Origin of the sequence: Kribbella ginsengisoli (genome assembly GCF_039537185.1) — a bacterium.
Lineage (GTDB): Bacteria > Actinomycetota > Actinomycetes > Propionibacteriales > Kribbellaceae > Kribbella > Kribbella koreensis.
In genome coordinates, this window is record NZ_BAABAA010000007.1 from 622,463 (window position 1) to 641,950 (window position 19,488).

At 67.5% G+C, this 19,488-nt stretch carries 24 protein-coding genes; 11 read left to right on the plus strand and 13 right to left on the minus strand.

What is annotated here, in order from left to right; genetic code table 11:
* Positions 1 to 70: 70 nt before the first annotated feature.
* Positions 71 to 679, minus strand: coding sequence for a transglutaminase-like domain-containing protein (locus ABD768_RS26385; protein ID WP_343966937.1), 609 nt, complete (start codon positions 677 to 679; stop codon positions 71 to 73).
* A gap of 102 nt (positions 680 to 781) precedes the next feature.
* On the opposite strand from ABD768_RS26385, the gene ABD768_RS26390 reads away from it, so the two are divergent.
* Together ABD768_RS26390 and ABD768_RS26395 are read left to right on the plus strand one after the other, a co-directional pair.
* The gene (locus ABD768_RS26390) at positions 782 to 1,729 is read left to right on the plus strand and encodes an aldo/keto reductase (protein ID WP_344844985.1); all 948 of its coding nucleotides are present in this window, start codon (positions 782 to 784) and stop codon (positions 1,727 to 1,729) included.
* Positions 1,730 to 1,798: 69 nt separating this feature from the next.
* Positions 1,799 to 2,347, plus strand: coding sequence for a DUF4240 domain-containing protein (locus tag ABD768_RS26395; RefSeq protein WP_343966932.1), 549 nt, complete (start codon positions 1,799 to 1,801; stop codon positions 2,345 to 2,347).
* Between the two features lie 53 nt (positions 2,348 to 2,400).
* On the opposite strand, the gene ABD768_RS26400 is transcribed toward ABD768_RS26395, so the two are convergent.
* Complete coding sequence (locus ABD768_RS26400) at positions 2,401 to 3,096, minus strand: hypothetical protein (RefSeq protein ID WP_343966930.1); 696 nt, start codon at positions 3,094 to 3,096, stop codon at positions 2,401 to 2,403.
* A gap of 199 nt (positions 3,097 to 3,295) precedes the next feature.
* On the opposite strand from ABD768_RS26400, the gene ABD768_RS26405 reads away from it, so the two are divergent.
* Entirely contained in the window at positions 3,296 to 3,469 is a 174-nt protein-coding gene (locus tag ABD768_RS26405; RefSeq protein WP_328332045.1) for a CsbD family protein, read from the plus strand.
* A gap of 42 nt (positions 3,470 to 3,511) precedes the next feature.
* Here the strand turns inward: ABD768_RS26405 and ABD768_RS26410 are convergent, their stop codons facing one another.
* Entirely contained in the window at positions 3,512 to 4,744 is a 1,233-nt protein-coding gene (locus tag ABD768_RS26410) for an RNA polymerase sigma factor (protein ID WP_344844989.1), read from the minus strand.
* Entirely contained in the window at positions 4,741 to 5,094 is a 354-nt protein-coding gene (locus tag ABD768_RS26415; RefSeq protein WP_343967684.1) for a YciI family protein, read from the minus strand. The genes ABD768_RS26410 and ABD768_RS26415 overlap by 4 nt, the downstream gene beginning before the upstream one ends.
* A gap of 185 nt (positions 5,095 to 5,279) precedes the next feature.
* On the opposite strand from ABD768_RS26415, the gene ABD768_RS26420 reads away from it, so the two are divergent.
* Entirely contained in the window at positions 5,280 to 6,686 is a 1,407-nt protein-coding gene (locus tag ABD768_RS26420; protein WP_344844992.1) for an MFS transporter, read from the plus strand.
* Between the two features lie 21 nt (positions 6,687 to 6,707).
* Here the strand turns inward: ABD768_RS26420 and ABD768_RS26425 are convergent, their stop codons facing one another.
* The 3 genes from ABD768_RS26425 to ABD768_RS26435 all read right to left on the minus strand — a co-directional run bounded on the left by ABD768_RS26425 (position 6,708) and on the right by ABD768_RS26435 (position 8,177).
* Complete coding sequence (locus ABD768_RS26425) at positions 6,708 to 7,049, minus strand: YciI family protein (protein ID WP_343966923.1); 342 nt, start codon at positions 7,047 to 7,049, stop codon at positions 6,708 to 6,710.
* Positions 7,050 to 7,124: 75 nt separating this feature from the next.
* Positions 7,125 to 7,280 carry a DUF6131 family protein gene (locus tag ABD768_RS26430; RefSeq protein WP_343966921.1) on the minus strand — a complete coding sequence of 52 codons (156 nt, stop codon included), beginning with the start codon at positions 7,278 to 7,280 and terminating at the stop codon, positions 7,125 to 7,127.
* A 117-nt stretch (positions 7,281 to 7,397) separates the two neighbouring features.
* The gene (locus ABD768_RS26435; RefSeq protein WP_343966920.1) at positions 7,398 to 8,177 is read right to left on the minus strand and encodes an enoyl-CoA hydratase/isomerase family protein; all 780 of its coding nucleotides are present in this window, start codon (positions 8,175 to 8,177) and stop codon (positions 7,398 to 7,400) included.
* A gap of 174 nt (positions 8,178 to 8,351) precedes the next feature.
* Here ABD768_RS26435 and ABD768_RS26440 point away from each other — a divergent pair, with 174 nt between their 5' ends.
* On the plus strand, positions 8,352 to 9,314 hold the full coding sequence (locus ABD768_RS26440; RefSeq protein WP_344844996.1) for a VldE C-terminal domain-containing protein: 963 nt from the start codon (positions 8,352 to 8,354) through the stop codon (positions 9,312 to 9,314).
* 59 nt (positions 9,315 to 9,373) lie between these two features.
* Here the strand turns inward: ABD768_RS26440 and ABD768_RS26445 are convergent, their stop codons facing one another.
* Complete coding sequence (locus ABD768_RS26445) at positions 9,374 to 10,654, minus strand: FAD-binding oxidoreductase (RefSeq protein WP_344844997.1); 1,281 nt, start codon at positions 10,652 to 10,654, stop codon at positions 9,374 to 9,376.
* Positions 10,655 to 10,741: 87 nt separating this feature from the next.
* Positions 10,742 to 11,611 carry an RNA polymerase sigma factor SigJ gene (gene sigJ, locus ABD768_RS26450; protein WP_344845000.1) on the minus strand — a complete coding sequence of 290 codons (870 nt, stop codon included), beginning with the start codon at positions 11,609 to 11,611 and terminating at the stop codon, positions 10,742 to 10,744.
* 94 nt (positions 11,612 to 11,705) lie between these two features.
* Between sigJ and ABD768_RS26455 the strand changes: the two genes are divergently transcribed.
* The gene (locus ABD768_RS26455) at positions 11,706 to 12,461 is read left to right on the plus strand and encodes a glycoside hydrolase family 16 protein (RefSeq protein ID WP_344845002.1); all 756 of its coding nucleotides are present in this window, start codon (positions 11,706 to 11,708) and stop codon (positions 12,459 to 12,461) included.
* Here the strand turns inward: ABD768_RS26455 and ABD768_RS26460 are convergent.
* Positions 12,452 to 13,255, minus strand: a complete 804-nt coding sequence (locus tag ABD768_RS26460; protein WP_344845004.1) for a helix-turn-helix transcriptional regulator — start codon at positions 13,253 to 13,255, stop codon at positions 12,452 to 12,454. The two genes, ABD768_RS26455 and ABD768_RS26460, sit on opposite strands and share 10 nt — an antisense overlap.
* A 100-nt stretch (positions 13,256 to 13,355) precedes the next feature.
* On the opposite strand from ABD768_RS26460, the gene ABD768_RS26465 reads away from it, so the two are divergent.
* Together ABD768_RS26465 and trpD are read left to right on the plus strand one after the other, a co-directional pair.
* Entirely contained in the window at positions 13,356 to 14,228 is an 873-nt protein-coding gene (locus ABD768_RS26465) for an SDR family NAD(P)-dependent oxidoreductase (protein WP_344845005.1), read from the plus strand.
* 160 nt (positions 14,229 to 14,388) lie between these two features.
* Entirely contained in the window at positions 14,389 to 15,432 is a 1,044-nt protein-coding gene (gene trpD / locus ABD768_RS26470) for an anthranilate phosphoribosyltransferase (RefSeq protein ID WP_344845008.1), read from the plus strand.
* Between the two features lie 13 nt (positions 15,433 to 15,445).
* Here trpD and ABD768_RS26475 read toward each other — a convergent pair whose 3' ends face one another.
* Positions 15,446 to 15,940: an NUDIX hydrolase gene (locus ABD768_RS26475; protein WP_344845011.1), complete on the minus strand. Its 495-nt coding sequence runs from the start codon at positions 15,938 to 15,940 to the stop codon at positions 15,446 to 15,448.
* A gap of 9 nt (positions 15,941 to 15,949) precedes the next feature.
* Positions 15,950 to 16,492, minus strand: a complete 543-nt coding sequence (locus ABD768_RS26480) for a dihydrofolate reductase family protein (protein ID WP_344845013.1) — start codon at positions 16,490 to 16,492, stop codon at positions 15,950 to 15,952.
* Between the two features lie 108 nt (positions 16,493 to 16,600).
* Here ABD768_RS26480 and ABD768_RS26485 point away from each other — a divergent pair, with 108 nt between their 5' ends.
* Both ABD768_RS26485 and ABD768_RS26490 read left to right on the plus strand, forming a co-directional pair.
* Positions 16,601 to 17,329, plus strand: a complete 729-nt coding sequence (locus ABD768_RS26485) for a class I SAM-dependent methyltransferase (protein ID WP_344845016.1) — start codon at positions 16,601 to 16,603, stop codon at positions 17,327 to 17,329.
* 141 nt (positions 17,330 to 17,470) lie between these two features.
* Positions 17,471 to 18,295 carry an alpha/beta fold hydrolase gene (locus tag ABD768_RS26490; protein WP_343966896.1) on the plus strand — a complete coding sequence of 275 codons (825 nt, stop codon included), beginning with the start codon at positions 17,471 to 17,473 and terminating at the stop codon, positions 18,293 to 18,295.
* Here the strand turns inward: ABD768_RS26490 and ABD768_RS26495 are convergent.
* Entirely contained in the window at positions 18,282 to 18,944 is a 663-nt protein-coding gene (locus tag ABD768_RS26495; protein ID WP_344845018.1) for a class I SAM-dependent methyltransferase, read from the minus strand. The two genes, ABD768_RS26490 and ABD768_RS26495, sit on opposite strands and share 14 nt — an antisense overlap.
* Before the next feature lie 87 nt (positions 18,945 to 19,031).
* Between ABD768_RS26495 and ABD768_RS26500 the strand changes: the two genes are divergently transcribed.
* A complete protein-coding gene (locus ABD768_RS26500; protein ID WP_343966892.1) occupies positions 19,032 to 19,448 on the plus strand; it encodes a hypothetical protein in 417 nt (138 codons plus the stop codon).
* Positions 19,449 to 19,488: the final 40 nt, after the last annotated feature.

A 19,488-nucleotide genomic window follows, 5' to 3' on the forward strand; every position in this document is an offset into this window, starting at 1 on the left:
GGTTGTCTGACCGCCGTACCCCTGCGGACGCCGGTAAGTTCAGCCGGCCCGGGGCCGAAGGAAACAAACCCTACCCGGGTAGTTCAGTACGCGGGAGGTCGTCGCGGGTTGTGAGATCGGCCGGGAGGCCGTCGTTCAGGACCAGATCGATGGTGTTGTCGGCGTTCCGGAGGGCTGCGACCAGGCCTGGATCGGGGCTCGCCAGGATGGGCTCCAGATCGGCTTCGCCCAGTTCCTCGCGGGGGTGGTAGGCGAGGCGCTCGTCGGTCAGTGAGAACTCGGTGGTGACACCGGGCTTGTCGCCGCGCGGGTCCTGGCGGTACCACCGGCCGTCGAGCTGGATCGCGACCATACCGTGCAGGAAGTGGCCGCCACGGCCGTTGGAAAGCTTCTGGTAGCAGAGTCCGGCGGGCACACCCTCGGCCCGGAGCAACGCGGTGAGCAGGTGCGACTTGGCGAAACAGAGACCGGCGCCTTGCTCGAGTACCTCGGACGCCGTCACCGTCACGACCGGATCGGCGATGTCCATCGAGTGCTTCACCTCGTCGCGGGTGAAGTCGAAGGCGGCGCGGGCGAAGTCCGTCGTACCGGGGTTGTCAGCGCGGAGCCGGGCGGCCAGGGCGGTGATCGCGGGATGCGAATGATCGATCACCTCGTCCTCGGCCAGGTATCCGCTCACAGCTGCAGTTTCGCATGAATGTCCGACATTCGACACTAATCGTCTCAGCTGATGGTCGCGACGGTTGACCTAGAGAGAACTCCAGCATCGAGGGTTCTGGCTATGACTGAGTTGAACATCGCCCTCGGGGCCATGGAGTACGGCACCCGGATCGACGAGAAGACCGCCTTAGCGCTGCTGGACGCGTACGTCGACGCCGGCGGCGTCTGGATCGACACGGCCAACTGCTACGCCTTCTGGCAGCACGAGAGCGGCCATGGCGGGCAGAGCGAGGAACTGCTCGGCCGCTGGTTCGCCAGTCGGCCCGGCGTTCGCGACCGGGTCAAGCTCGCCACCAAGGTCGGCTGCGAGCCGCTGTGGCCGGGGAGCTATCCGGAGAAGTCCGAGGGGCTGAGCGCCAAAGCGATCGACGCGGCCTTGGAGACGTCGCTCCGCCGCCTCGGCATCGACCACATCGACCTGTACTTCGCGCATCGTGACGACCGCGAGACGCCGCTGGAGGAGACCGTCGCCGCCTTCGGCAAGCACGTCGCGGCCGGCACGGTCGGACGGATCGGACTCTCGAACTACGCGCTCTGGCGGGTGGAGCGGATGCGCGGCCTGGCCGAGCAGCAGGGCGTGGAGGCACCGACCGCGCTGCAACTGCGCTACTCGTACGTCCAGCCGCGGCCGTTCGTCCGCGACCACGCCCACGACCACCGCTTCGGCTGGATCACCGACGAGGTCCTCGACTACGCCGAACTCAACCCGGACCAGCAACTCTTCGCCTACAGCCCCCTGATGTCCGGTGGCTACGAACGAGCCGACCGCCCCTTCCACGAAGCCTTCACCCACCCCGGCACCACCCGCCGCCTGGAAGCCCTCACCACGGTCGCCACCGAACTAGGCGTCACCCCCAACGAAGCAGTAATCGCCTGGCTCACCGGCGGCACCCCCACCATCACGCCCATCATCGGCATCACCACCCCCACCTACCTCACCACCGCCCTGTCCGGCGCCCACCTAACCCTCCCCACCGACCTCCGCTCCCTCCTCGACCAAGCCTGGTAATCACTCGGCCACACCAAAACTTCAGCCGACCGCGTGCTTGTGGACCGGGTTTCGTGACACGATTTCGGGGTGGACAAGGATGGGTTCTGGGAGCTTGTCGAGGCGGCTCGGGTTGAGGTGGATGACACCGTCGCGGATCCGGATGGAGTCGCTGACGCGTTGACCAAGGCGCTGGGTGAGTTGGCGCTGGAGGAGATCGCCGGGTTCGGCGTCGTGTGGGAGCGGTTGCAGGCGGAGTCGTACCGGCAGGATCTGTGGGGTGCGGCGTACCTGATCAACGGCGGCGCCTCCGACGACGGGTTCGACTACTTCCGCGGCTGGCTGGCCGCGCAGGGCCGGGAGACCTGGGAGGCCGCGCTGGCCGATCCGGACTCGCTGGCCGATGTGGTCGACGAGGATCTCGGCGAGGGATTCGAGGGGTTCAACGGCGAGGGGATGTTGAGCGTGGCTCAGCATGCCTACGAGGCGGCGGGCGGCTCCAGCGCGGAGTACTGGGAGATCGTCGAGGCTGCCGGTATCGACAGCCCGGACATCCCGGCCGGCGAGAACTTCGACTTCGACGACGACTCCGAGATGGAAGCCCGCTACCCGCTGCTTGCCGGTCTCCAGGACAGCTAGCTCCATCCGGCCGCCGCTTCGGGCCAGTCCTCACTGGTTGCGGACCGGCGGCGTCAGGCGGGTTCGCCGCTCAGGCGTTCTATGAAGGTGCGGAGCGAGCGGCGCCAGCCGCTGGGTTGACCGGTGTCTTCGTCGGCTACGGCGAGGCTGACCAGGTGCTGGGTCATTTCGAAGCCGGCGACCGCCTCGCGGAGGGCGGTCAGCGTTTCGTCGGGGATGGCGTGGCGGCCGTGGTCCGGTTCGTCGTGGTCCTGGCCGACCGGGTGGCTCACCCAGCCTGTGCCGAAGCTGCTCGGGACCAGGAGTTCGGGGACGAGTGACTCGTGCGAGAGGGACGCCAGGTCCTTGTTGCCGTTGTCGATGCTGAAGATCGTCGTACCGCGTCTGCGTACGTCGTCGATGCGCTCCAGCAAGGTGTCGGCCGGGGTCTGCTCGGTGACGACGAGGAGCGACTCGCCACGGCCGGACTCGCGGAGGCGGTCGAGGCCGATCGACAGGTGCGGGGGTGCGTCCGGCGGCGGCGCCCAGCGGACCAGCGACGGGCGGATGTCCTCGATGCCGGCGCGGTGCAGCTCGTCGTCCAGGTGGGCGGTGAGGTGCCAGGGCTCGTCGTCGGCCGGGCCGAACAGCATCAGGCCGCCGGTCCGGGTGGTGAACCTGCGCAGCGAATGGGCGAACTCGGTCGTACGGCTGCCGAGCTCCGTCCCGGTCAGCATCTCGCGCAGGAGCGATGCCTTGGTGAGATCCACACTCCAAAACTGACACACCGAACACGACGGCGCGACTTGGCCCGTGTGGGTGATCTGGGTCACGGCGCCGTGACGAAGTACTGGGTGGGTCCGACTTACTCGGTGTCGGCGCTTCGGACGGGGGGCGCCGCGGCCGGGCCATTGGTTGCTGCAGGGGGCAGCCGATGGGCCGGTTCACCCACCAGGGAAGGAAAAACAGATGAGCTTCGCAGACAAGGCCAAGAACGCCGCGGAAGACCTGGCCGGTAAGGCCAAGGAGGTCGTCGGCAAGGTCACGGGTGACGACAGCCTGGAGACCGAGGGCAAGACGGACCAAGGCGTCAGCGACCTGAAGCAGGCCGGCGAGAAGGCCAAGGACGCCTTCAAGCACTGAAGCGCCTGAAGTTCGAAGGCTGAGCTGGCCGTTCTCGAGCGGCTAGCTCAGCCGGTCCGCCTTGGATTGCAGGTAGTTGCGCTCAGGGATCGACGTCGTACGCCGAGCCGCCTGCAAGTAGCTCGCCCGCGCTCCGTCGAGATCACCCGACATCTCCAGCAAATGCGCGCGAACCGCCTCCAGCCGGTGATGCTCGGTGATCCGGTTGTCGGAATCGAGAGGCTCCAGCACAGCCAGCCCCTCCTTCGGCCCGGTCGCCATCGCCACCGCCACCGCGTGGTTCAGCGTCACCATCGGGTTGTCCGAGATCTGCTCCAGTACCTGATACAGCGCGACGATCTGCGGCCAGTCGGTGTCCTCCGACCGCTCAGCGGTCCCATGTACTGCGGCAATCGCCGCCTGCACCTGATACGGCCCGAGCTGAGTCCGCGACAACGCGTCGGTGACGAGCGCCTCTCCCTCGACGATCGCCGCCTTGTTCCACTTCGACCGATCCTGATCCGCCAACGGAACCAGCCCGCCATCCGCATCCGTGCGCGCCGGCCGCCGCGCATCGGTGAGCAACATCAACGCCAGCAACCCTTGCACTTCACCGTCGTCAGGCAGCAGCCGACGAACCCCGCGCACCAGCCGAATCGCCTCGGTCGTCAGCTCCGCGCTGTGCAACGAGGTGCCCGACGAGGCGGTGTAGCCCTCGTTGAAGATCAAATACAGAACATGCAGCACAGCCCCCATCCGGGCATCCCGCTCAGCCTCGGGCGGCATCTCGAAAGTACTGCCCGCCTGCTTGATACTGCGCTTCGCCCGGGAGATCCGCTGCGCCATAGTTGCCTCAGGCACCAAAAACGCGGCGGCGATCTGCGCGGTGGTCAAACCGCCGACAGCCCGCAAGGTCAGCGCGATCTGCGACGCCGCCGATACCGCTGGATGGCAACACAGGAACAACAAAGTCAACGTGTCGTCCCGCCCGGCCACGTCGTCGACATCCGGAGCCGAGGCAACGAACTCCTCAGGAGCAGCGAGGCTCGCCGCGTTCTCCTCCCGCCGACGCCGCGCTGACTCGCTGCGCAGCAGGTCGGTCAATCGCCGCGAGCCGACCCGGATCAGCCAGCCGCGCGGGTTGTCAGGCACCCCTTCCGACGGCCACTGCTGAGCAGCCGCGAGGAGGGCCTCCTGCACAGCCTCCTCGGCGAGGTCGAAGTGCCCGTAGTGCCGCACGAGCGCACTGAGCACCTGCGGCGTCTCCTCCCGCAGCAGGAGCTCGAAGTCGCTCACATCTCCAGCCCGGAGCTGTCCATCACAGGTCGCACCTCCACGGCGAGGTACTTCGCGTCCGGCATCCGGGCCGCGTAGTCGATCGCCTGGTCGATGTCGTCGCACTCCACCAGATAGAAGCCCGCCAGGTGCTCCTTGGCTTCGGCGTACGGTCCGTCGGTCGTGGTCAGGGTGTCGCCGCGGACGGAGACGGTCCGGGTGGTGATCGGATCGGCCAGCCCGGCGGCACTGACCAGCATGCCCTGTTCGGTGAGCTCGTGCATCAGCTCTTCGTGCGACCGGGCCAGGCCCTCGCGCTGCTCGGCCGTCAGTCCGGCCCAGCTCTCCTCGTTGCTGTAGATCAGCAGCATGTACTTCACAGGCACCATCCTGACGGTCGCGGAGGTCCCGGCGACCCCCTTTCACCCGGTACGTCGTAGCCGGGCCGGCCGATCTCGACATGGCGACTCAAAATGTCGAGCCGCCGACCAGGGGTCCGACGTACCCGGCAAGAGGCGCCCAGCCCGGGTGTCCGGAGTACTGGAGGCCCTGCATCATGGAGAACAGTCCCGATCCGAAGCGCTGGTTCGCCCTCGCCCTGCTGTGTCTGGCGGGGTTCATGATCATCCTGGACGCCTCGATCGTGCTGGTCGCGGTGCCGTCGATCGAGCGGGAGCTGACCTTCTCGACCGGTGGAGTGCAGTGGGTGCCCAGTGGCTATGCACTGATGTTCGGCGGCCTACTGCTGCTCGGTGGGCGAGTGTCGGACCTACTAGGCCGTCGGCGCGTACTGATCGCCGGACTGCTGCTGTTCGCGGCCTCCTCGCTCCTGTGTGGCTTCGCCTGGTCAGGGGATGCGCTGGTGTTCGCACGTGGCCTACAGGGGATCGCTGCCGCAGTACTGGCTCCCAGTGCGCTCTCCATCGTCATGACGACGTTCCCGGACGGCGCTGAGCGGAACAAGGCGCTGGGGATCTGGGGAGCGACCAGCGGTGTCGGCGGTACGGCCGGGTCGCTCATCGGCGGACCAGTGACAGACGGACTCGGCTGGCAGTGGATCTTCTTCATCAACGTGCCTGTGTGCCTGCTGGTAGTCGCCCTGGCCCCGGTACTGCTCAAAGACAGCCGTGGCCCCGGCCGCCGCGGCTTCGACATCGCCGGTGCCGTCACTGTGACCGCTGCATTGATCGTCCTCGTGTACGCCGTAATCGAAGCACCCACGTCATCAGCCGGGCGGACCACATTGCTGGCCCTCGTGTCGGCCGGTCTCTTCGCGTTGTTCGTGCAGGTGGAGAAGCGGTCGGCGGCCCCACTCGTCCCGCTCAGGATCTTCCGGTCGCGCGCGGTGGTCGGCGGCAACCTGATCGGGATGACCTGGGGGCTGGCCGCTTTCGGGCTGAACTTCGTCTACACGCAGTACGCGCAGCTCGCCCTCGGTACCTCCGCGATCCGCTACGGGCTGATGTCCTCCGTGCTCGCCGCCGCGGCGGTCGGCGGATCGATCGTCGGGCAGAACCTGGTCACCCGGATCGGCCCGCGCCCGATCGCCGCCGCCTCGCTCGTCGTGGCGGGTATCGGCAGCACGGTCATGAGCCTGATGTCCGTCTCGTCCGGGTACTTCGAAGTCGCATTCTGGGGGCTGACCATCTTCGGAGCCGGACTCGGCGCGGGGTCCGTGGCCGGGGCGATCGCTGCCCTGAGCGAGGTGGCCGAGAAGGACTCGGGAATGGCGTCGGGGCTGCAGAACGCCACGTTCCAGATCGGTGGGGCGGTGGGGATCGCAGTACTGTCCGCGGTCGCGGTCGGGAACACGCACGGGAGCGCGCCGGCTGAGTTGGTGTCGGGCTACCGGGTCGCGTTCGCGGCGTGCTGGGCGTTCATCGCGGTCGGCTTGGTCGGTACAGGCCTGCTGGTCGGCAGGAAGCGGGCAGCTGACCGCGAAGCAGCAACAGTCGCCGCTTGACGGCTTGCAAGCGCAGTCGGCTCAGGTGCTGAGCACGGTCGGGCGGAGCTCGACGCGGTCGCCGATGATCGTGGAGACGTGGCCTGCCACCTGTTGAGCGCGGGCGTCGTCGGCGACATCGACCAGGAAGAAGCCCGCGAGCTGTTCCTTCGCCTCGCCGTACGGGCCGTCGGTGACGACGCGAGCGCCTTCACGCACCTGCACCACCCGGCCGTCGCCGGGCAACGACAGCCCCTCGGAGCTGACCAGCTCACCGCTCACGGCGAGCTCGCCCTTGAACTTCGTCAACGCGCGCACAGCCGCGAGATCGGCCGGGGAGCCGCTCGGCCGGTCGCCGCCGTAGATCAGTACGAGGTACTTCATACCGCCGGATCGTAACGACCCGCACAGACAAAACCCCGCGAGCCGATGGCTCGCGGGGTCGTCCACTTCAGTCGATCAGAACCAGTGGCGTCGTCCCCCGACAGCGCGACCGGTAGAGCCGAGCAGGAACAACACTGCTCCGATGACGAGCAGCACGATGCCGATCGTCCACAGGACCGGAATACTCAACACGAATCCCAGAATCAACAGGATCAGTCCGAGGATGAGCATGAAGCCTCCCTTATCTCCTCTGGCCGCCAGGGCGGGGGTTGGCGGCGCCCAGTTCAAGTGCCCATCCGTAATCCCCGCTAACCTGTCAACGCGTAGTACGGGCGCGGCCACGCACAGTCAGCGTCGCCAGGGGAATTCCGGCGTGCGCTTGTTCTGGAACGCGGCGATCCCCTCGACCAGCTCACCCTCGGCGATCGTCTCCTGGTACCGCCGGAAGGCGAGCGAATCCGCGTCCTTCCCGGCGAGCAGCGCGTTGACCGTCTCCTTCGCCGAGCGAATGGTCAGCTGCGACCGCGAGATCAGCGTCGCGGCGAACTCGGCCGCACCGGCATCGAGCGCGTCCTCGGCGAAGACCCGATCGACCAGCCCCTTCGCATACGCCTCGTCGGCAGTCAGCAGGTCACCGCTGAACAGCAGGTACTTCGCAGTCGCAGGCCCCACCAGATCGAGCAGAACCTTGATCGCCGCGGGCGGATAGACCACGCCGATCCGGGCCGGCGTCACCCCGTACGTCGACCCGCTCGCCGCGAACCGGAAGTCGCAGTTGACCGCGATCTCCAGCCCGCCGCCGATGCAATGGCCCCGGATCACCGCGACCGTCGGCTTCGGGAACTCGCGCAGTGCCGCCTGCGCTCTCAAGTTGTGAGCCCGGAGCTCCGCCATCGGATCGGCCGGGTCGGCTCCGGAGACCAGCTCGCCGATGTCGGCGCCCGCCGAGAAGCTCGGCCCCGCGCCGGTGACGAGCAGGACCTTCACCTCGGGATCCGCGGCCAACTCGGCCAGCAACCCCGGCAGCGCCTCCCACATGGCCCGGGTGAGCGCGTTCCGTTTGGGTACCCGGTCGATCACCACCCGTGCCACAGCACCGGTCTCGACGCTGAATCCGAGCTCGTCCATGACGCGCAGTCAACCAGACACGACACCCCGCCGCCGCGCGGTGAATCACAACCGCTGAGCGTGCGGCATGTACGTAATTCGTTAAAACGCCGCGCCAGTTGGTGGACCTGTCAGGAAGTGTGCTTGACTCCTCCGGTCGATAACGTTTTGATCTCGGCAGATTGGGTGGACGCAGTGGCTGAAGGACGGCATAGACAGGCGCGGCACCGTCAACCGCGCCCCAAGGTGATCGGCCCCGGCATCGTGAAGGTTGCGATCCCAGGCGCCGCGGTGGCTCTACTGGCCACCGGCTCCGCAGTCGCATTCCCCGACGAAGCCCCGAAGCACGACGTGACTACCGCCAGCTCGCCCCTGCAGCTGAAGCGTGAGGCACCGACCAGCCGGGACGCGAATCGTCCGTCGTTGGACCTCACTCCGACGCAGGCGCCCTCGAAGGCGCCGGCCGCCAAGCACCTCAAGAAGCAGGCTCCGATCCCGAAGCCCAACTCGGTCAAGACCCGGGCCGCGGAGAGCGTGAAGACGGTCGCCCCGCCGAAGATCATCGGCAGCAAGTTCACCACCACCGACCTCAACGTGTGGTCCGCCCCGGTCACCGGCAGCCTGCTGACCGTCCTGGAAAAGGGCAGCAAGGTCTCGGTCACCGGCAAGGTCCAGGGCATCTGGGCCGAGATCGTCCGCGACGGCGTCTCCCGCTGGGTCAAGGCGCAGTACCTGGCCGCGACCAAGCCGGTCGAGGAGTCCGTCGAGGGCACCCCGTCGCAGGCAGCCTGCAAGTCCGGCTCCAGCGTCGAGGAAGGCCTGACCGCGGACGCCATCCGGGTGCACCGCGCGATCTGCCACCTGTTCCCCTCGGTCACCTCGTACGGCGGTCTGCGCAGCGGCGACAGCGGCAGCGAGCACTCCACCGGTCACGCGCTCGACATCATGGTCAGCGGCGAGACCGGCCAGGAGATCGCCGACTGGCTGCGCGCCAACCGCAAGGCGATGGGCGTCAGCCAGCTCATCTGGCAGCAGCACATCTGGACGGTCCAGCGCAGCAGCGAAGGCTGGCGCGCGATGGAGGACCGTGGCGGCGCCACGGCCAACCACTACGACCACGTCCACGTCACCGTGTACGGCAACTCCGGCACTGCCTGAGATTCGGCAAAAGAACGGCCCGGCTCCCTCCCATGGGAGCCGGGCCGTTCTGCTTGTGGTCAGGGCTCGAGGTTGTGGTTGAGGTGGAAGAAGTTGTCCGGGTCGTAGGCGCGCTTGACCGCGCGGAGCCGGCTCAGGTCGGCTTCGCAGTACGCCGAGGTCGCGCGGGCCGGATCGGCCAGGAAGTTGAGGAACGTCCGCCCGCTGTTGCGTTGGTCCAACTCGGGGACCTCCTGGTCGATGATCAGCGAGTACGCCGCTTCGCGGTGCCCGACCGGGCCGGCGCCGGGACCGGGGTGCGCCATCGCGCCACCCCAGTGCCGGATCTCGACGGTCGCGCTGGGGACCGTGGCCAGTTGGTCGAGCAGATCGTCGTCGAGGGTGTCGAGCAGGTCGAGGTAACGGGCCGGGGTTCCGCCCATCGACGATCCGGCGTACGGGGTGGTCCTGAGTTCGCCCGCCAGTCGTTGGCCCGCGACCTCGAAGAGGGGCTTGAGGAGGTGTTCGGCCAGTTCGGGCTCACCGGAGTACGAGGCCTTGATCGCGAGTGCGCGGGTGCCGTCGGGGGTGCGGGTGAGGAGGATGGCGGTGCTGAGCTCGTTGGGGATGGTGGCGGACCAGTCGCGGTAGAACTTCAGCGTCTCGGCTGCGTTGTCGACCGCGAAGTAGACGATGCCGGAGTGGACCTGCGGTACGGAGTACAGGCGGAACTCGAGCGAGGTGACGATCCCGAAGTTGCCGCTGCCGCCGCGGATCGCCCAGAACAGGTCCGGGTGCTCGTCCGCGCTCGCCGTGACTACACGACCGTCCGCAGTGACTACCTCGGCGCGGATCACGCTGTCGGCCGCGAACCCGTACTTCCGGGCGAGCCAGCCGACGCCGCCGCCCAGCGTGTAGCCGGTGACGCCGACGTCCCGTGACGATCCGGCCAGCGGCGCCAGCCCGAACTGCCCAGCTGCGTCGATCACTGCACCCCAGCGGGTCCCGGGGCCGACCTTGGCGACCATGCGCTGCGGGTCGACCAGTACTGACGTCATGGCCGAGGTCCTGAGCAGGATGCCGCCATCAGCCGGCACCCGAGTCCCGTGCCCAGTCGCCTGTACTGCGATCGGCAGCCCAAGTTGCCGGGCGGTGCGCACTGCCGCCTGCACGTCTGTGCGGCTAGAGGCCTCTGCGACCACCAGGGGACGCGAGTCGAAGGTGGGGACGATCGACTTGCGCAGTACGTCGTACTGCTCGTCTCCTGGCCGGTGGACCGACCCGTTGAAGCCGGATCCGAGCAGTGCCGCTACAACGTCACTACCAGTCGTCTCTACCGAGTAGATCGCTTGCGTGCTCATCCTGCTGCTCCCTCGCGTGTGCCTGGCTCTTACACACACGTCGAAGCGGCTGGGCCCAGATAGACACGACCGGTCGAACTATTTTCGTCAGGCGGGGATCTCGAGGGATTCCAGCCGGGAGAGGTCGGCCAGGATGTTGAGCTCGGTGATCCTGCCGTTGTGAACGGTGAGGTCCATGACACCCAGCAGGGTGTCTCCGACGACGGTGATGGCGCCTGGGTAGCCGTTGATGAGGGCCAAGCGGCCGTGGGGGGCCAGCCTGCCGAACATGACTGCTTGCTCGACGACGGCGAGGGCGCCTCGCATCAGCTTGGAGACGGCAGGGCCGCCTACCGCGGTACCGGCGTCGGCGCGGAGTACGACGTCGGGGTCGAGGAGGGAGAGCAGCGCCTCGAAGTCGCCGCTGCGGGAGGCGGCGAGGAAGGCTTCGACGACCTCGCGCTGGCGGGTGACGTCGCTGTCGGTGACCGGGGCGCCCTGAACCCGGCGGCGGGCGCGGGAGGCGAGTTGCCTTGCGGCGGCCGGGGTCTTGTCGACGATCTCGGCGACCTCGTCGAAGCTGAGCCCGAACATGTCGTGCAGCACGAACGCGAGCCGCTCGGCGGGCGACAGCTTGTCGAGTACGACCATCATCGCCAGCCCGACCGCGTCCGCCTGGGCGGCCTCTTCCGCCGGGTCGAGCGGACTGAGGATCGGGTCGGGGACGAACATGTCGAGCGAGTCCTCGCGACGGGTCTTGCGGCTGCGCAACTGGTCGAGGCAGACCCGCGACACCACCGTCGTCAGCCAGCCGCCGAGGTTCTGGATCTCGCCCGCGTCGGACCGGCTCAGCCGCAGCCAGGCCTCCTGGACCGCGTCCTCCGCCTCGGTCACCGAACCGAGCATCCGGTACGCCACCGAGCGCAGCTGGGCGCGGTGCTGCTCGAACTGGCCGGCCAGTTGGTCGAAATCGTCCACAGGTCACAATCTCCCGTCGCGGTCCGTCAATCCTCTGACGGTCGTCGAGGACATCATGTGACAGCTCGGGGGTCCGGCGCCGATCATTACGGCCATGGCCGACCGTGAGCTCGTCTTCGAGGACCACTTCGACGGACCGACCCTGGATCCCGCCGTCTGGCTGCCGAATTACCTTCCCCAGTGGAGTTCCCGGGCCGCGACGGCGGCGCAGTACGAGCTGGCGGACTCCTGCTTGCGACTGTTCGTCCCGCCGGATCAGGGGCTGTGGTGTGAGGACGACCACACGCCACCGATGCGCGTCTCGGGCATCCAGTCGGGCAACTTCTCGGGACCGGTCGGGAGCACCATCGGCCAGCAGCCCTATCGCGACGGACTGGCCGTCCGCGAGGAGCAGCCTGCGTTCTGGGGCTGGACTCCAACTGGCGGCTACATCGAGCTACGCGCCCGCGCCGTCGTCTCGCCGCGCTCGATGGTCGCCCTGTGGATGGTCGGCCTCGAGGACAGCCCCGAACGCTGCGCCGAAATCTGCATCACCGAGATGTTCGGCAACTCCGTCACGCCTGGCTCGGTCGAGGTCGGTATGGGCCTCCACACCTTCCGCGACCCGTCCGTCCCCGAAGACTTCGAGGCCGTCCGCCTCCCCTTGGACCTCACCGACTTCCACCTGTACGCCGTCGACTGGACATCCGACCGCGCCGACTTCTACGTCGACGACGTTCTGATCCGCACCTGCCCGAGCCCACCGGCCTACCCCATGCAACTGATGCTCGCCGTCTTCGACTTCCCCGACGGATCCTCAGCTGAAGCGGTACCTGAGTTCGTCGTCGACTACATCCGCGGCTACAAGTGAGCCAGCAGCTGGAGTTTGTCGTGCGACGGCGTGCCGGGCGTGGCGTGGTAGGTGATGAGCATCTGGTTTGGGGCGCCGGGAAGGGCGAGTTTTTCGTAGTTGAGGGTCAGCGGGCCTACTTGTGGATGGTTGAAGCGGGTGGTGCCGCTGGTCTTCTGGCGGACGTCTTGTTTGGCCCAGAGGGTGCGGAAACGATCGCTGTGCAGGCTCAGTTCGCCGATCAAGGTGGTGATCTGCGGGTCGTCGATGTCGGGGGCGATGATCGAGCGGAGGTAGGCGACGGCCTTGGCGGTCATCTCGTCCCAGTCGAGGTAGAACTCGCGCATCTCCGGCTCCAGGAAGGCTGCGCGAATGGTGTTGACGCCGGGGGCGAAGAAGGGGCTTAGGGCAACGGCCATGCGGTTCGCGGCCAGGGTTGTCAGGTAGCGACCCTGGACCAGGGCCGGGGTGGTCGGCCAGCTGTCGATGAGGCTTTGGATGCCGGTGCTGACCTGCTCGGGTCGGGCAGCGCGGCGGCGTACCGGTTTGGTTGGGGTGGTGAGGTTCTTGAGGTAGGTCTCGGAATCCGCATCCAGTTGGAGCGCACGGGAGAGGCTGTCGAGCACCTGGTCGGAGGGGTGCTGGTCACGGCCCTGCTCGAGCCGCAGGTAGTACTCGACGCTGATGCCGGCCAGCAGTGCGACCTCCTCCCGGCGCAGCCCGGGTACGCGTCTACGGCTGCCCCCTGGCAGGCCTACGTCCTCGGGGCGCAGCCGCTCGCGACGTACCTTCAGGTACTCGCCGAGGTTGCTCATGCTTCCAGAGTAGAGGCGTACTGCGGGCTCATCCTGCCCCTGCCGGTACCAGTGTCAGCAGGGCCTTCTTCCCCGGCGCTGGTCGACGCACGCTCGGCATATGAACTCATTCTCATCTACTGCTAGCGAAGTACTGGCCGGTGTCGACCTCTCCGGTCAGCGTGCTCTCATCACCGGCGCCAACTCAGGGATCGGTGTCGAGACCGCCCGTGCGCTTGCCGCAGCTGGTGCCGAGGTCGTACTCGCGGTCCGGAACGTTGTCGCAGGCAAGGAAATCGCCGCGGCGATCGGCGGCGCCGCCCGGGTCGCCGAGCTGGATCTCGCCTCGCTGTCCTCCGTCCGCTCCTTTGTCGACGGCTGGGATGGTCCGCTGCACATCCTGGTCAACAACGCCGGCATCATGGGCGTACCGGAGCTGACCCGTACGCCGGAAGGCCGCGAACTGCAGTTCGCCGTCAACTTCCTCGGCCATTTCGCCCTCACCGTCGGGCTGCACGACGCCCTGGCCGGTGCGGGCAACGCACGGATCGTCTCGCTCAGCTCGAACGCTCACCTGATGGCCCCACCGGTCTTCGACGACCTCGACTGGGTCTACCGGCCGTACCACCCGATCGCCGCGTACGGCGAGTCGAAGACCGCGACCGTCCTGCTCGCCGTCGAGGCGACCCGACGCTGGGCCGCCGACGGGATCGTCGCCAACGCGGTCAACCCCGGCGCGATCGCGACCAACCTCCAGAAGCACACAGGCGGACTTCAGACACCGGTCGAGCGCCGCAAAACCGTCGAGCAGGGCGCAGCCACCTCGGTCCTCGCCGCAACCCTCACCACCGGCGGCCGGTACTACGAAGACTGCGCCGAGGCGCCCGTACTGACCGGGCCACCGGTCATGTTCGGCGGCGGCGGCGCGCCCTTCGCCCTCGACCCGGGCAACGCCGAGCGGCTGTGGGAGATCGCTGCGAAGCTGGTCGCCTGACCGCGCTGCTTGTTATCGTTCGGGCGTGATCACGCGTCTGAGCAGCTGGTGGCCCGTCGACTAGGCGGCCACCTTGCTTTGCGCGAACCCAACCGGCCGCCTCGATGAGGCGGCCGTTGTGATGTCTCCTCGTTGGGCGGCCTGACCCCGAGGACTGACCATGCCCACTGTGAATCGCACCTGGTCCGGACTGATCTCCGACCTGCTCAACGGCCGTGACCTCACGCCGGAGGACGTCTGGTGGGCGATGGACAGCGTGGTCGGCTCCGAGGCGACGTCGGCTCAGGTCTCCGGGTTCCTGATCGCTCTGCGGGCCAAGGGCGAGACTGCGGACGAGATCGGTGCGATGGCGGCGGCGCTCCGGCAGCACGCCACCTCCGTCCGCATCCCGGGGCGCTTTGTCGACATCGTCGGGACGGGTGGTGATGGGACGGGGGCGATCAACATCTCGACGATGGCGGCGATCGTGGCCGCGTCTACTGGCGTGACCGTGGTCAAGCACGGTGGGCGGGCCGCGTCTTCGCAGGCCGGCGGTTCGGCCGACTTGGTCGAGCACTTGGGCATTCCGCTCGACCTGTCTGCCGCCGACGCTGTCAGGGTCGCCTCGGCGGCTGGGCTCACCTACCTGTTCGCACCTCGGTTCAACCCTGCTCTGCGGCAGGTAGCTGCTGTACGCCGGGAGCTGGGCGTCCCGACCGCGTTCAATGTGCTCGGCCCACTCCTCAACCCCGCTGATCCGGTCTGCCAGTTGGTGGGGGTTGCCGATGCACGCATGCAGCCGGCGCTGGCCGCAGCGATCGCTAGTCGCGGCACCACTGCCCTGGTTGTCCGAGGCGACGACGGCCTCGACAAGCTGACGACTACTACCTCCTCCCGTGTGTGGGTAGTCCGCGGCGGCTGCTCTGCACCCGAATCCTTGGACCCCCGCTCGTTAGGCCTTGCCCGGTCGTCACTTGCTGCGCTGCGAGGCGGTACTGCGGCGGCCAACGCCCGGGTGCTCCACCGCGTGCTGGCCGGGGATCGCGGGGCTGTGCGGGACGTAGTACTGCTGAACGCTGCAGCTGCTGTAGTCGTTGGACGGCTGACGGATGAGCCGCTGGTGGAGCAGCTGGCTGTCGCGTTGGAGCAGTGTGCAGAGGCGGTCGACAGTGGTCGGGCGGCTGCAACACTGGGCCGATGGATCGCCGGATCCACCAGCACCTAACCTTCCCCTCCGGCTAGCGACCTTGGAAGAGACCGGTGGCGCGGTAGGCGGCGTACATGTCCCACACCACTTCCGTCTGCGGCTGCAGAGGTGCCGGTAGGTCGTCAGGCCCGAAGAAGCCAGCCTGGATGACTTCATCGTCACCAGGGATCAGTTCACCCGTCCACTGCCTGGCCTCGAAGAGCATGGCGAAGCACTGCAGGCGGTCGCCGTTTGGGTAGGTGATGGTGTGCAGCGCGGCCTCCGACAGGGAGCCGAACTGGGTCAGGTCATCGGGGTCTACACGCAAGCCGGACTCTTCCAGCAACTCCTGCGCTGCGGTCTCGCGAAAGCTCATCCCTGGCTCAGCTGCGCCGGCGGGGAGGTCCCAGAGGCCGGAGTCGGTGCGCTGCTGGAAGAGCACTCGTTCCTGCTCGTCCACGACTACTACCTGTGCGCCGGGCATCAGCAGGAGGCGGTCACCGACGAGTTGGCGGAGCTGCCAGGTGTACGAACCTTCGAAGGCCATCTGTGGAGACTACGTGCGGTAGCGGAGGAGGGTTATGCCGGAGCGGAAGGGTTGGGTCTCCACTAGCTGCAGGGTGGCTGGGGTGCTTGTGCCGGGGAAGAGGCGGGCGCCCTTGCCGATCACTACCGGGTAGACGAACAGGCGGTACTCGTCAACCAGGCCGGCGGTCGCTAGCGCGTGGACGAGGGTGATGCTGCCGGTAGCGACTATGTCTTTACCGGCGGTGGCCTTCAGGGCCTCTACCTCGTCCAGCCCACGCAGTACCGTGCTGTGCTCCCACTGCGGGTCCTGCAGGGTCGTGGAGACCACGTACTTGGACACTGCGTTGAGGTAGTCGGAGATACCGGTCGGGTCGTCGGTCTGGTGCGGCCAGTAGCCGCGCATGTCCTCGAACGTCTGCCGCCCGACCAGGAACGCATCAGCGGCCTCCCGCTGCACCTCCAGCGCACCCAGTACGTCGGACAGGTCCTCGTCGCCAGGGTTGAACCACCCCTCGCTCGCGTCGATCACCCCGTCGAGCGTGATGTTCTCGGTCACCACCAGGTCCCGCATGCTCCAGCCTCCTCCGTCGTTTCTGGGTACGTCGGAACCCCTTACCCACTCTCGACAAGTCAGCGGGGCTCTTTTGCGCGACCGGCCGGTGCTACGTAGCGTGAGAGTGTGACTGTGGATCCGTACGGGGACGAACGTCTGGTGGAGTTGTACGACGAGGACAACCGACCGGGGGCAGACCACGAGTACTTCCTGAAGCTCGCGGACGGAGCCACCAAGGTCATCGACTTCGGATGCGGTACCGGCCTCCTGACCCGCGCCTTCGTGCAGCCCGGGCGGGTGGTGCTAGGGGTCGATCCGAGCGCGACGATGCTGAACTACGCGCGCCGGCAACCGGGCGCGGAAGACGTCACCTGGATCGACGGTGACGCCGGCGCGGTCCTGCCCGCCGGCGACGCGGATCTGGTCGTCAGCAGCGGCAACACGATGATGCACATCACCACCGATGACTTTCCGTGGGTGCTCGAGGCGCTCGCGGCAGCGTTGAGGCCCGGCGGGGTGTTGAGCTTCGAGAGTCGGAACCCGGCCGCACGGGCCTGGGAGCAGTGGGGACCGGAGGCGACCTACAGCGAGCGCGATACGCCGGCCGGACATCTGAAGGAGTGGATGGAGGTCACCGAGGTCGGCAACGGCCTGGTGGTCTTCGATGCGCACAACGTGTTCGAGGACGGCGTCGACACCGTCTACACGACCACGCTGTACTTCCGTACGGTCGACGAACTCCGCGCCGGGCTGGAGAAGGCAGGCTTCGGCGACGTCGAGGTGTACGGCGGATGGCACGAACAGCAACTGACGGACGACTCCCGGCTGTTCGTAGTACGGGCAACCAAGCCGTAGCCCGAGCAGCCGAGTTGTCCACAGACTCGTCAGGCCTTGGCCGCGGGGTTATTGTGACGTGGGGGTGACGCGGACACAGAATCCCTTGCTGACAAAGGGATTCTCCTATCTGAAGTAGCTGTTCTCGAGAGGGGCATCACCGTGGGAACCATCACCACCAGCGACGGCACCGAGATCTTCTACAAGGACTGGGGCAGTGGTCAGCCGATCGTGTTCAGCCACGGCTGGCCGTTGTCGGCCGACGACTGGGACAACCAGATGCTGTTCTTCCTGCAGCAGGGGTACCGGGTCGTCGCCCACGACCGCCGCGGCCACGGCCGGTCGACGCAGACCGGTGACGGCCACGACATGGACCACTACGCCGACGACCTGGCAGCCGTCGTCGAGCATCTCGATCTGCACGACGCGATCCACGTCGGCCACTCGACCGGCGGGGGCGAGGTCGCGCACTACCTGGCCCGCCATGGCGAGGGGCGGGCGGCGAAGGCGGCGCTGCTGTGCGCAGTACCGCCGCTGATGCTGAAGACCGACGCGAACCCGGACGGCCTGCCCAAGGAGGTCTTCGACGACCTTCAGGCGCAACTCTTCGCGAACCGGTCGGAGTTCTACCGCGCGCTGCCGTCCGGCCCGTTCTACGGGTTCAACCGGCCGGGAGCGGAGCCGTCCGAGGCGATCATCGCCAACTGGTGGCGGCAGGGGATGATGGGCGGCGCGAAGGCGCACTACGACGGCATCGTCGCCTTCTCCCAGACCGACTTCACCGAGGACCTGAAGCAGATCACCATCCCGGTCCTGGTCATGCACAGCGAGGACGACCAGATCGTCCCCTACGTCGCCGCCGGCCCCCGCTCAGCAGAGCTCCTGAAGAACGGCGTCCTCAAGACGTACAAGGACTACCCGCACGGCATGCCGACCACGCACGCCGACGTCATCAACGCCGAGCTCCTCGAATTCATCCGCTCCTGACTCCGGTTGTCGTCGCGGGCTTGCGGACGATGAGATACCCCTGATCGACCTTCTCCCACTCCGCACGCCCGCGTACGGCCGTCATCCACAGCTCGAACCCGCCATCCCGCAACAGCCCGGCGACCTCGTCCGGCCGCTGCCGGTAGACGTCGAGCTCGAGCGCCGTACCGCCGTACTCGGTCCGCCGCACCTGGTCCTCCCCGACTTGGAAGGCCAGCATCAGTACTCCGCCTGGCGCGAGCACCCGGTAGAACTCGGCGAACACCGCTGCCCGTTGCTCCCACGGAACGTGGATGACCGAGTAGTAGGCGAGCACTCCGCCCAGCGACCCGTCGGGCACGTCCAGCGCCAGCATCGACCCTTCCTCGAATCGCAACTCGGGGTAGCTCTGCCGAGCCAGCGCCAGCATCCCCGGCGACAGGTCGATCCCGAACGCATCCAGCCCCAGCTCGGCCAGCAAGACGGTCACCCGGCCGGGTCCGCACCCCACGTCCGCCACTGGCCTACCGGTGGGTCGGACGAGCTCCGCGAAGGTCGCGAACAGGGATCGGTCGAGCGGCAGGTCGTCGAAGGACGACTGCACGAGGCCGGCATGCTCGGCCGCCAGGGCGTCGTACGAGGTCCGGGTGGTGGTGAGGAAGTCCGCCATGGCCAGGACCCTAGGGGGTGGCTCCGACAAGTTTCGCGCGTGGTTGAATCCCGGCGATCAAACGTTCGAAACAGTGAGGAGTTTCGTGTGAACAGGCTTGTCCGTGGGGTGCTCGCGGTGTCCGCTTCCACTGTCGTCATCCTGGCCGGGACGACGATTCCGGCGTCGGCGACCGAGGGCAGCCCGAGCGGCGCGCCGCCGGAGGGGAGCATCGGCGTCTGGTGCGTTTCGGTCACCGGCGCGAAGGCGTGCTTCGGGGAGTACGGCGACAAGGTCTGGGTGAAGGACACCAAGGCGAACGGCGAGCCCGCCGCCGGCACCATCTCCGACACCGAGTCCGACGTGAGCTGGCACCGCGAATGCTACAACGGCCGTGGTGCCGACGGCGGCTGGGTGATGTGCGACTTCGACGTACCGGAGAACGACGAAGGCCTTCTCTGGGCCGTCAACAACCCCTTCGTCGGCGCCCAGGCCAGCACCAAGATCTGGACCACCATCATCTGACCTGCCCGGGATTCCGCGGTGAGGGTCGATCCTGGGGCAG

What these genes read in the sequence shown, in the direction of transcription:
- ABD768_RS26425 (WP_343966923.1), bottom strand. Translation starts at nt 7,049, where the DNA reads ATGAAGTACCTCGTACTGATCTACGGCGGCGACCGGCCGAGCGGCTCC.
- ABD768_RS26435 (WP_343966920.1), bottom strand. Translation starts at nt 8,177, where the DNA reads ATGGACGAGCTCGGATTCAGCGTCGAGACCGGTGCTGTGGCACGGGTG.
- ABD768_RS26405 (WP_328332045.1), top strand. Translation starts at nt 3,296, where the DNA reads ATGAGCTTCGCAGACAAGGCCAAGAACGCCGCGGAAGACCTGGCCGGT.
- trpD (WP_344845008.1), top strand. Translation starts at nt 14,389, where the DNA reads ATGCCCACTGTGAATCGCACCTGGTCCGGACTGATCTCCGACCTGCTC.
- ABD768_RS26480 (WP_344845013.1), bottom strand. Translation starts at nt 16,492, where the DNA reads ATGCGGGACCTGGTGGTGACCGAGAACATCACGCTCGACGGGGTGATC.
- ABD768_RS26415 (WP_343967684.1), bottom strand. Translation starts at nt 5,094, where the DNA reads ATGCTGCTGATCTACAGCAACGAGGAGAGCTGGGCCGGACTGACGGCC.
- ABD768_RS26495 (WP_344845018.1), bottom strand. Translation starts at nt 18,944, where the DNA reads ATGGCGGACTTCCTCACCACCACCCGGACCTCGTACGACGCCCTGGCG.
- ABD768_RS26390 (WP_344844985.1), top strand. Translation starts at nt 782, where the DNA reads ATGACTGAGTTGAACATCGCCCTCGGGGCCATGGAGTACGGCACCCGG.
- ABD768_RS26460 (WP_344845004.1), bottom strand. Translation starts at nt 13,255, where the DNA reads ATGAGCAACCTCGGCGAGTACCTGAAGGTACGTCGCGAGCGGCTGCGC.
- ABD768_RS26445 (WP_344844997.1), bottom strand. Translation starts at nt 10,654, where the DNA reads ATGAGCACGCAAGCGATCTACTCGGTAGAGACGACTGGTAGTGACGTT.
- ABD768_RS26475 (WP_344845011.1), bottom strand. Translation starts at nt 15,940, where the DNA reads ATGGCCTTCGAAGGTTCGTACACCTGGCAGCTCCGCCAACTCGTCGGT.
- ABD768_RS26465 (WP_344845005.1), top strand. Translation starts at nt 13,356, where the DNA reads ATGAACTCATTCTCATCTACTGCTAGCGAAGTACTGGCCGGTGTCGAC.
- ABD768_RS26420 (WP_344844992.1), top strand. Translation starts at nt 5,280, where the DNA reads ATGGAGAACAGTCCCGATCCGAAGCGCTGGTTCGCCCTCGCCCTGCTG.
- ABD768_RS26430 (WP_343966921.1), bottom strand. Translation starts at nt 7,280, where the DNA reads ATGCTCATCCTCGGACTGATCCTGTTGATTCTGGGATTCGTGTTGAGT.
- ABD768_RS26455 (WP_344845002.1), top strand. Translation starts at nt 11,706, where the DNA reads ATGGCCGACCGTGAGCTCGTCTTCGAGGACCACTTCGACGGACCGACC.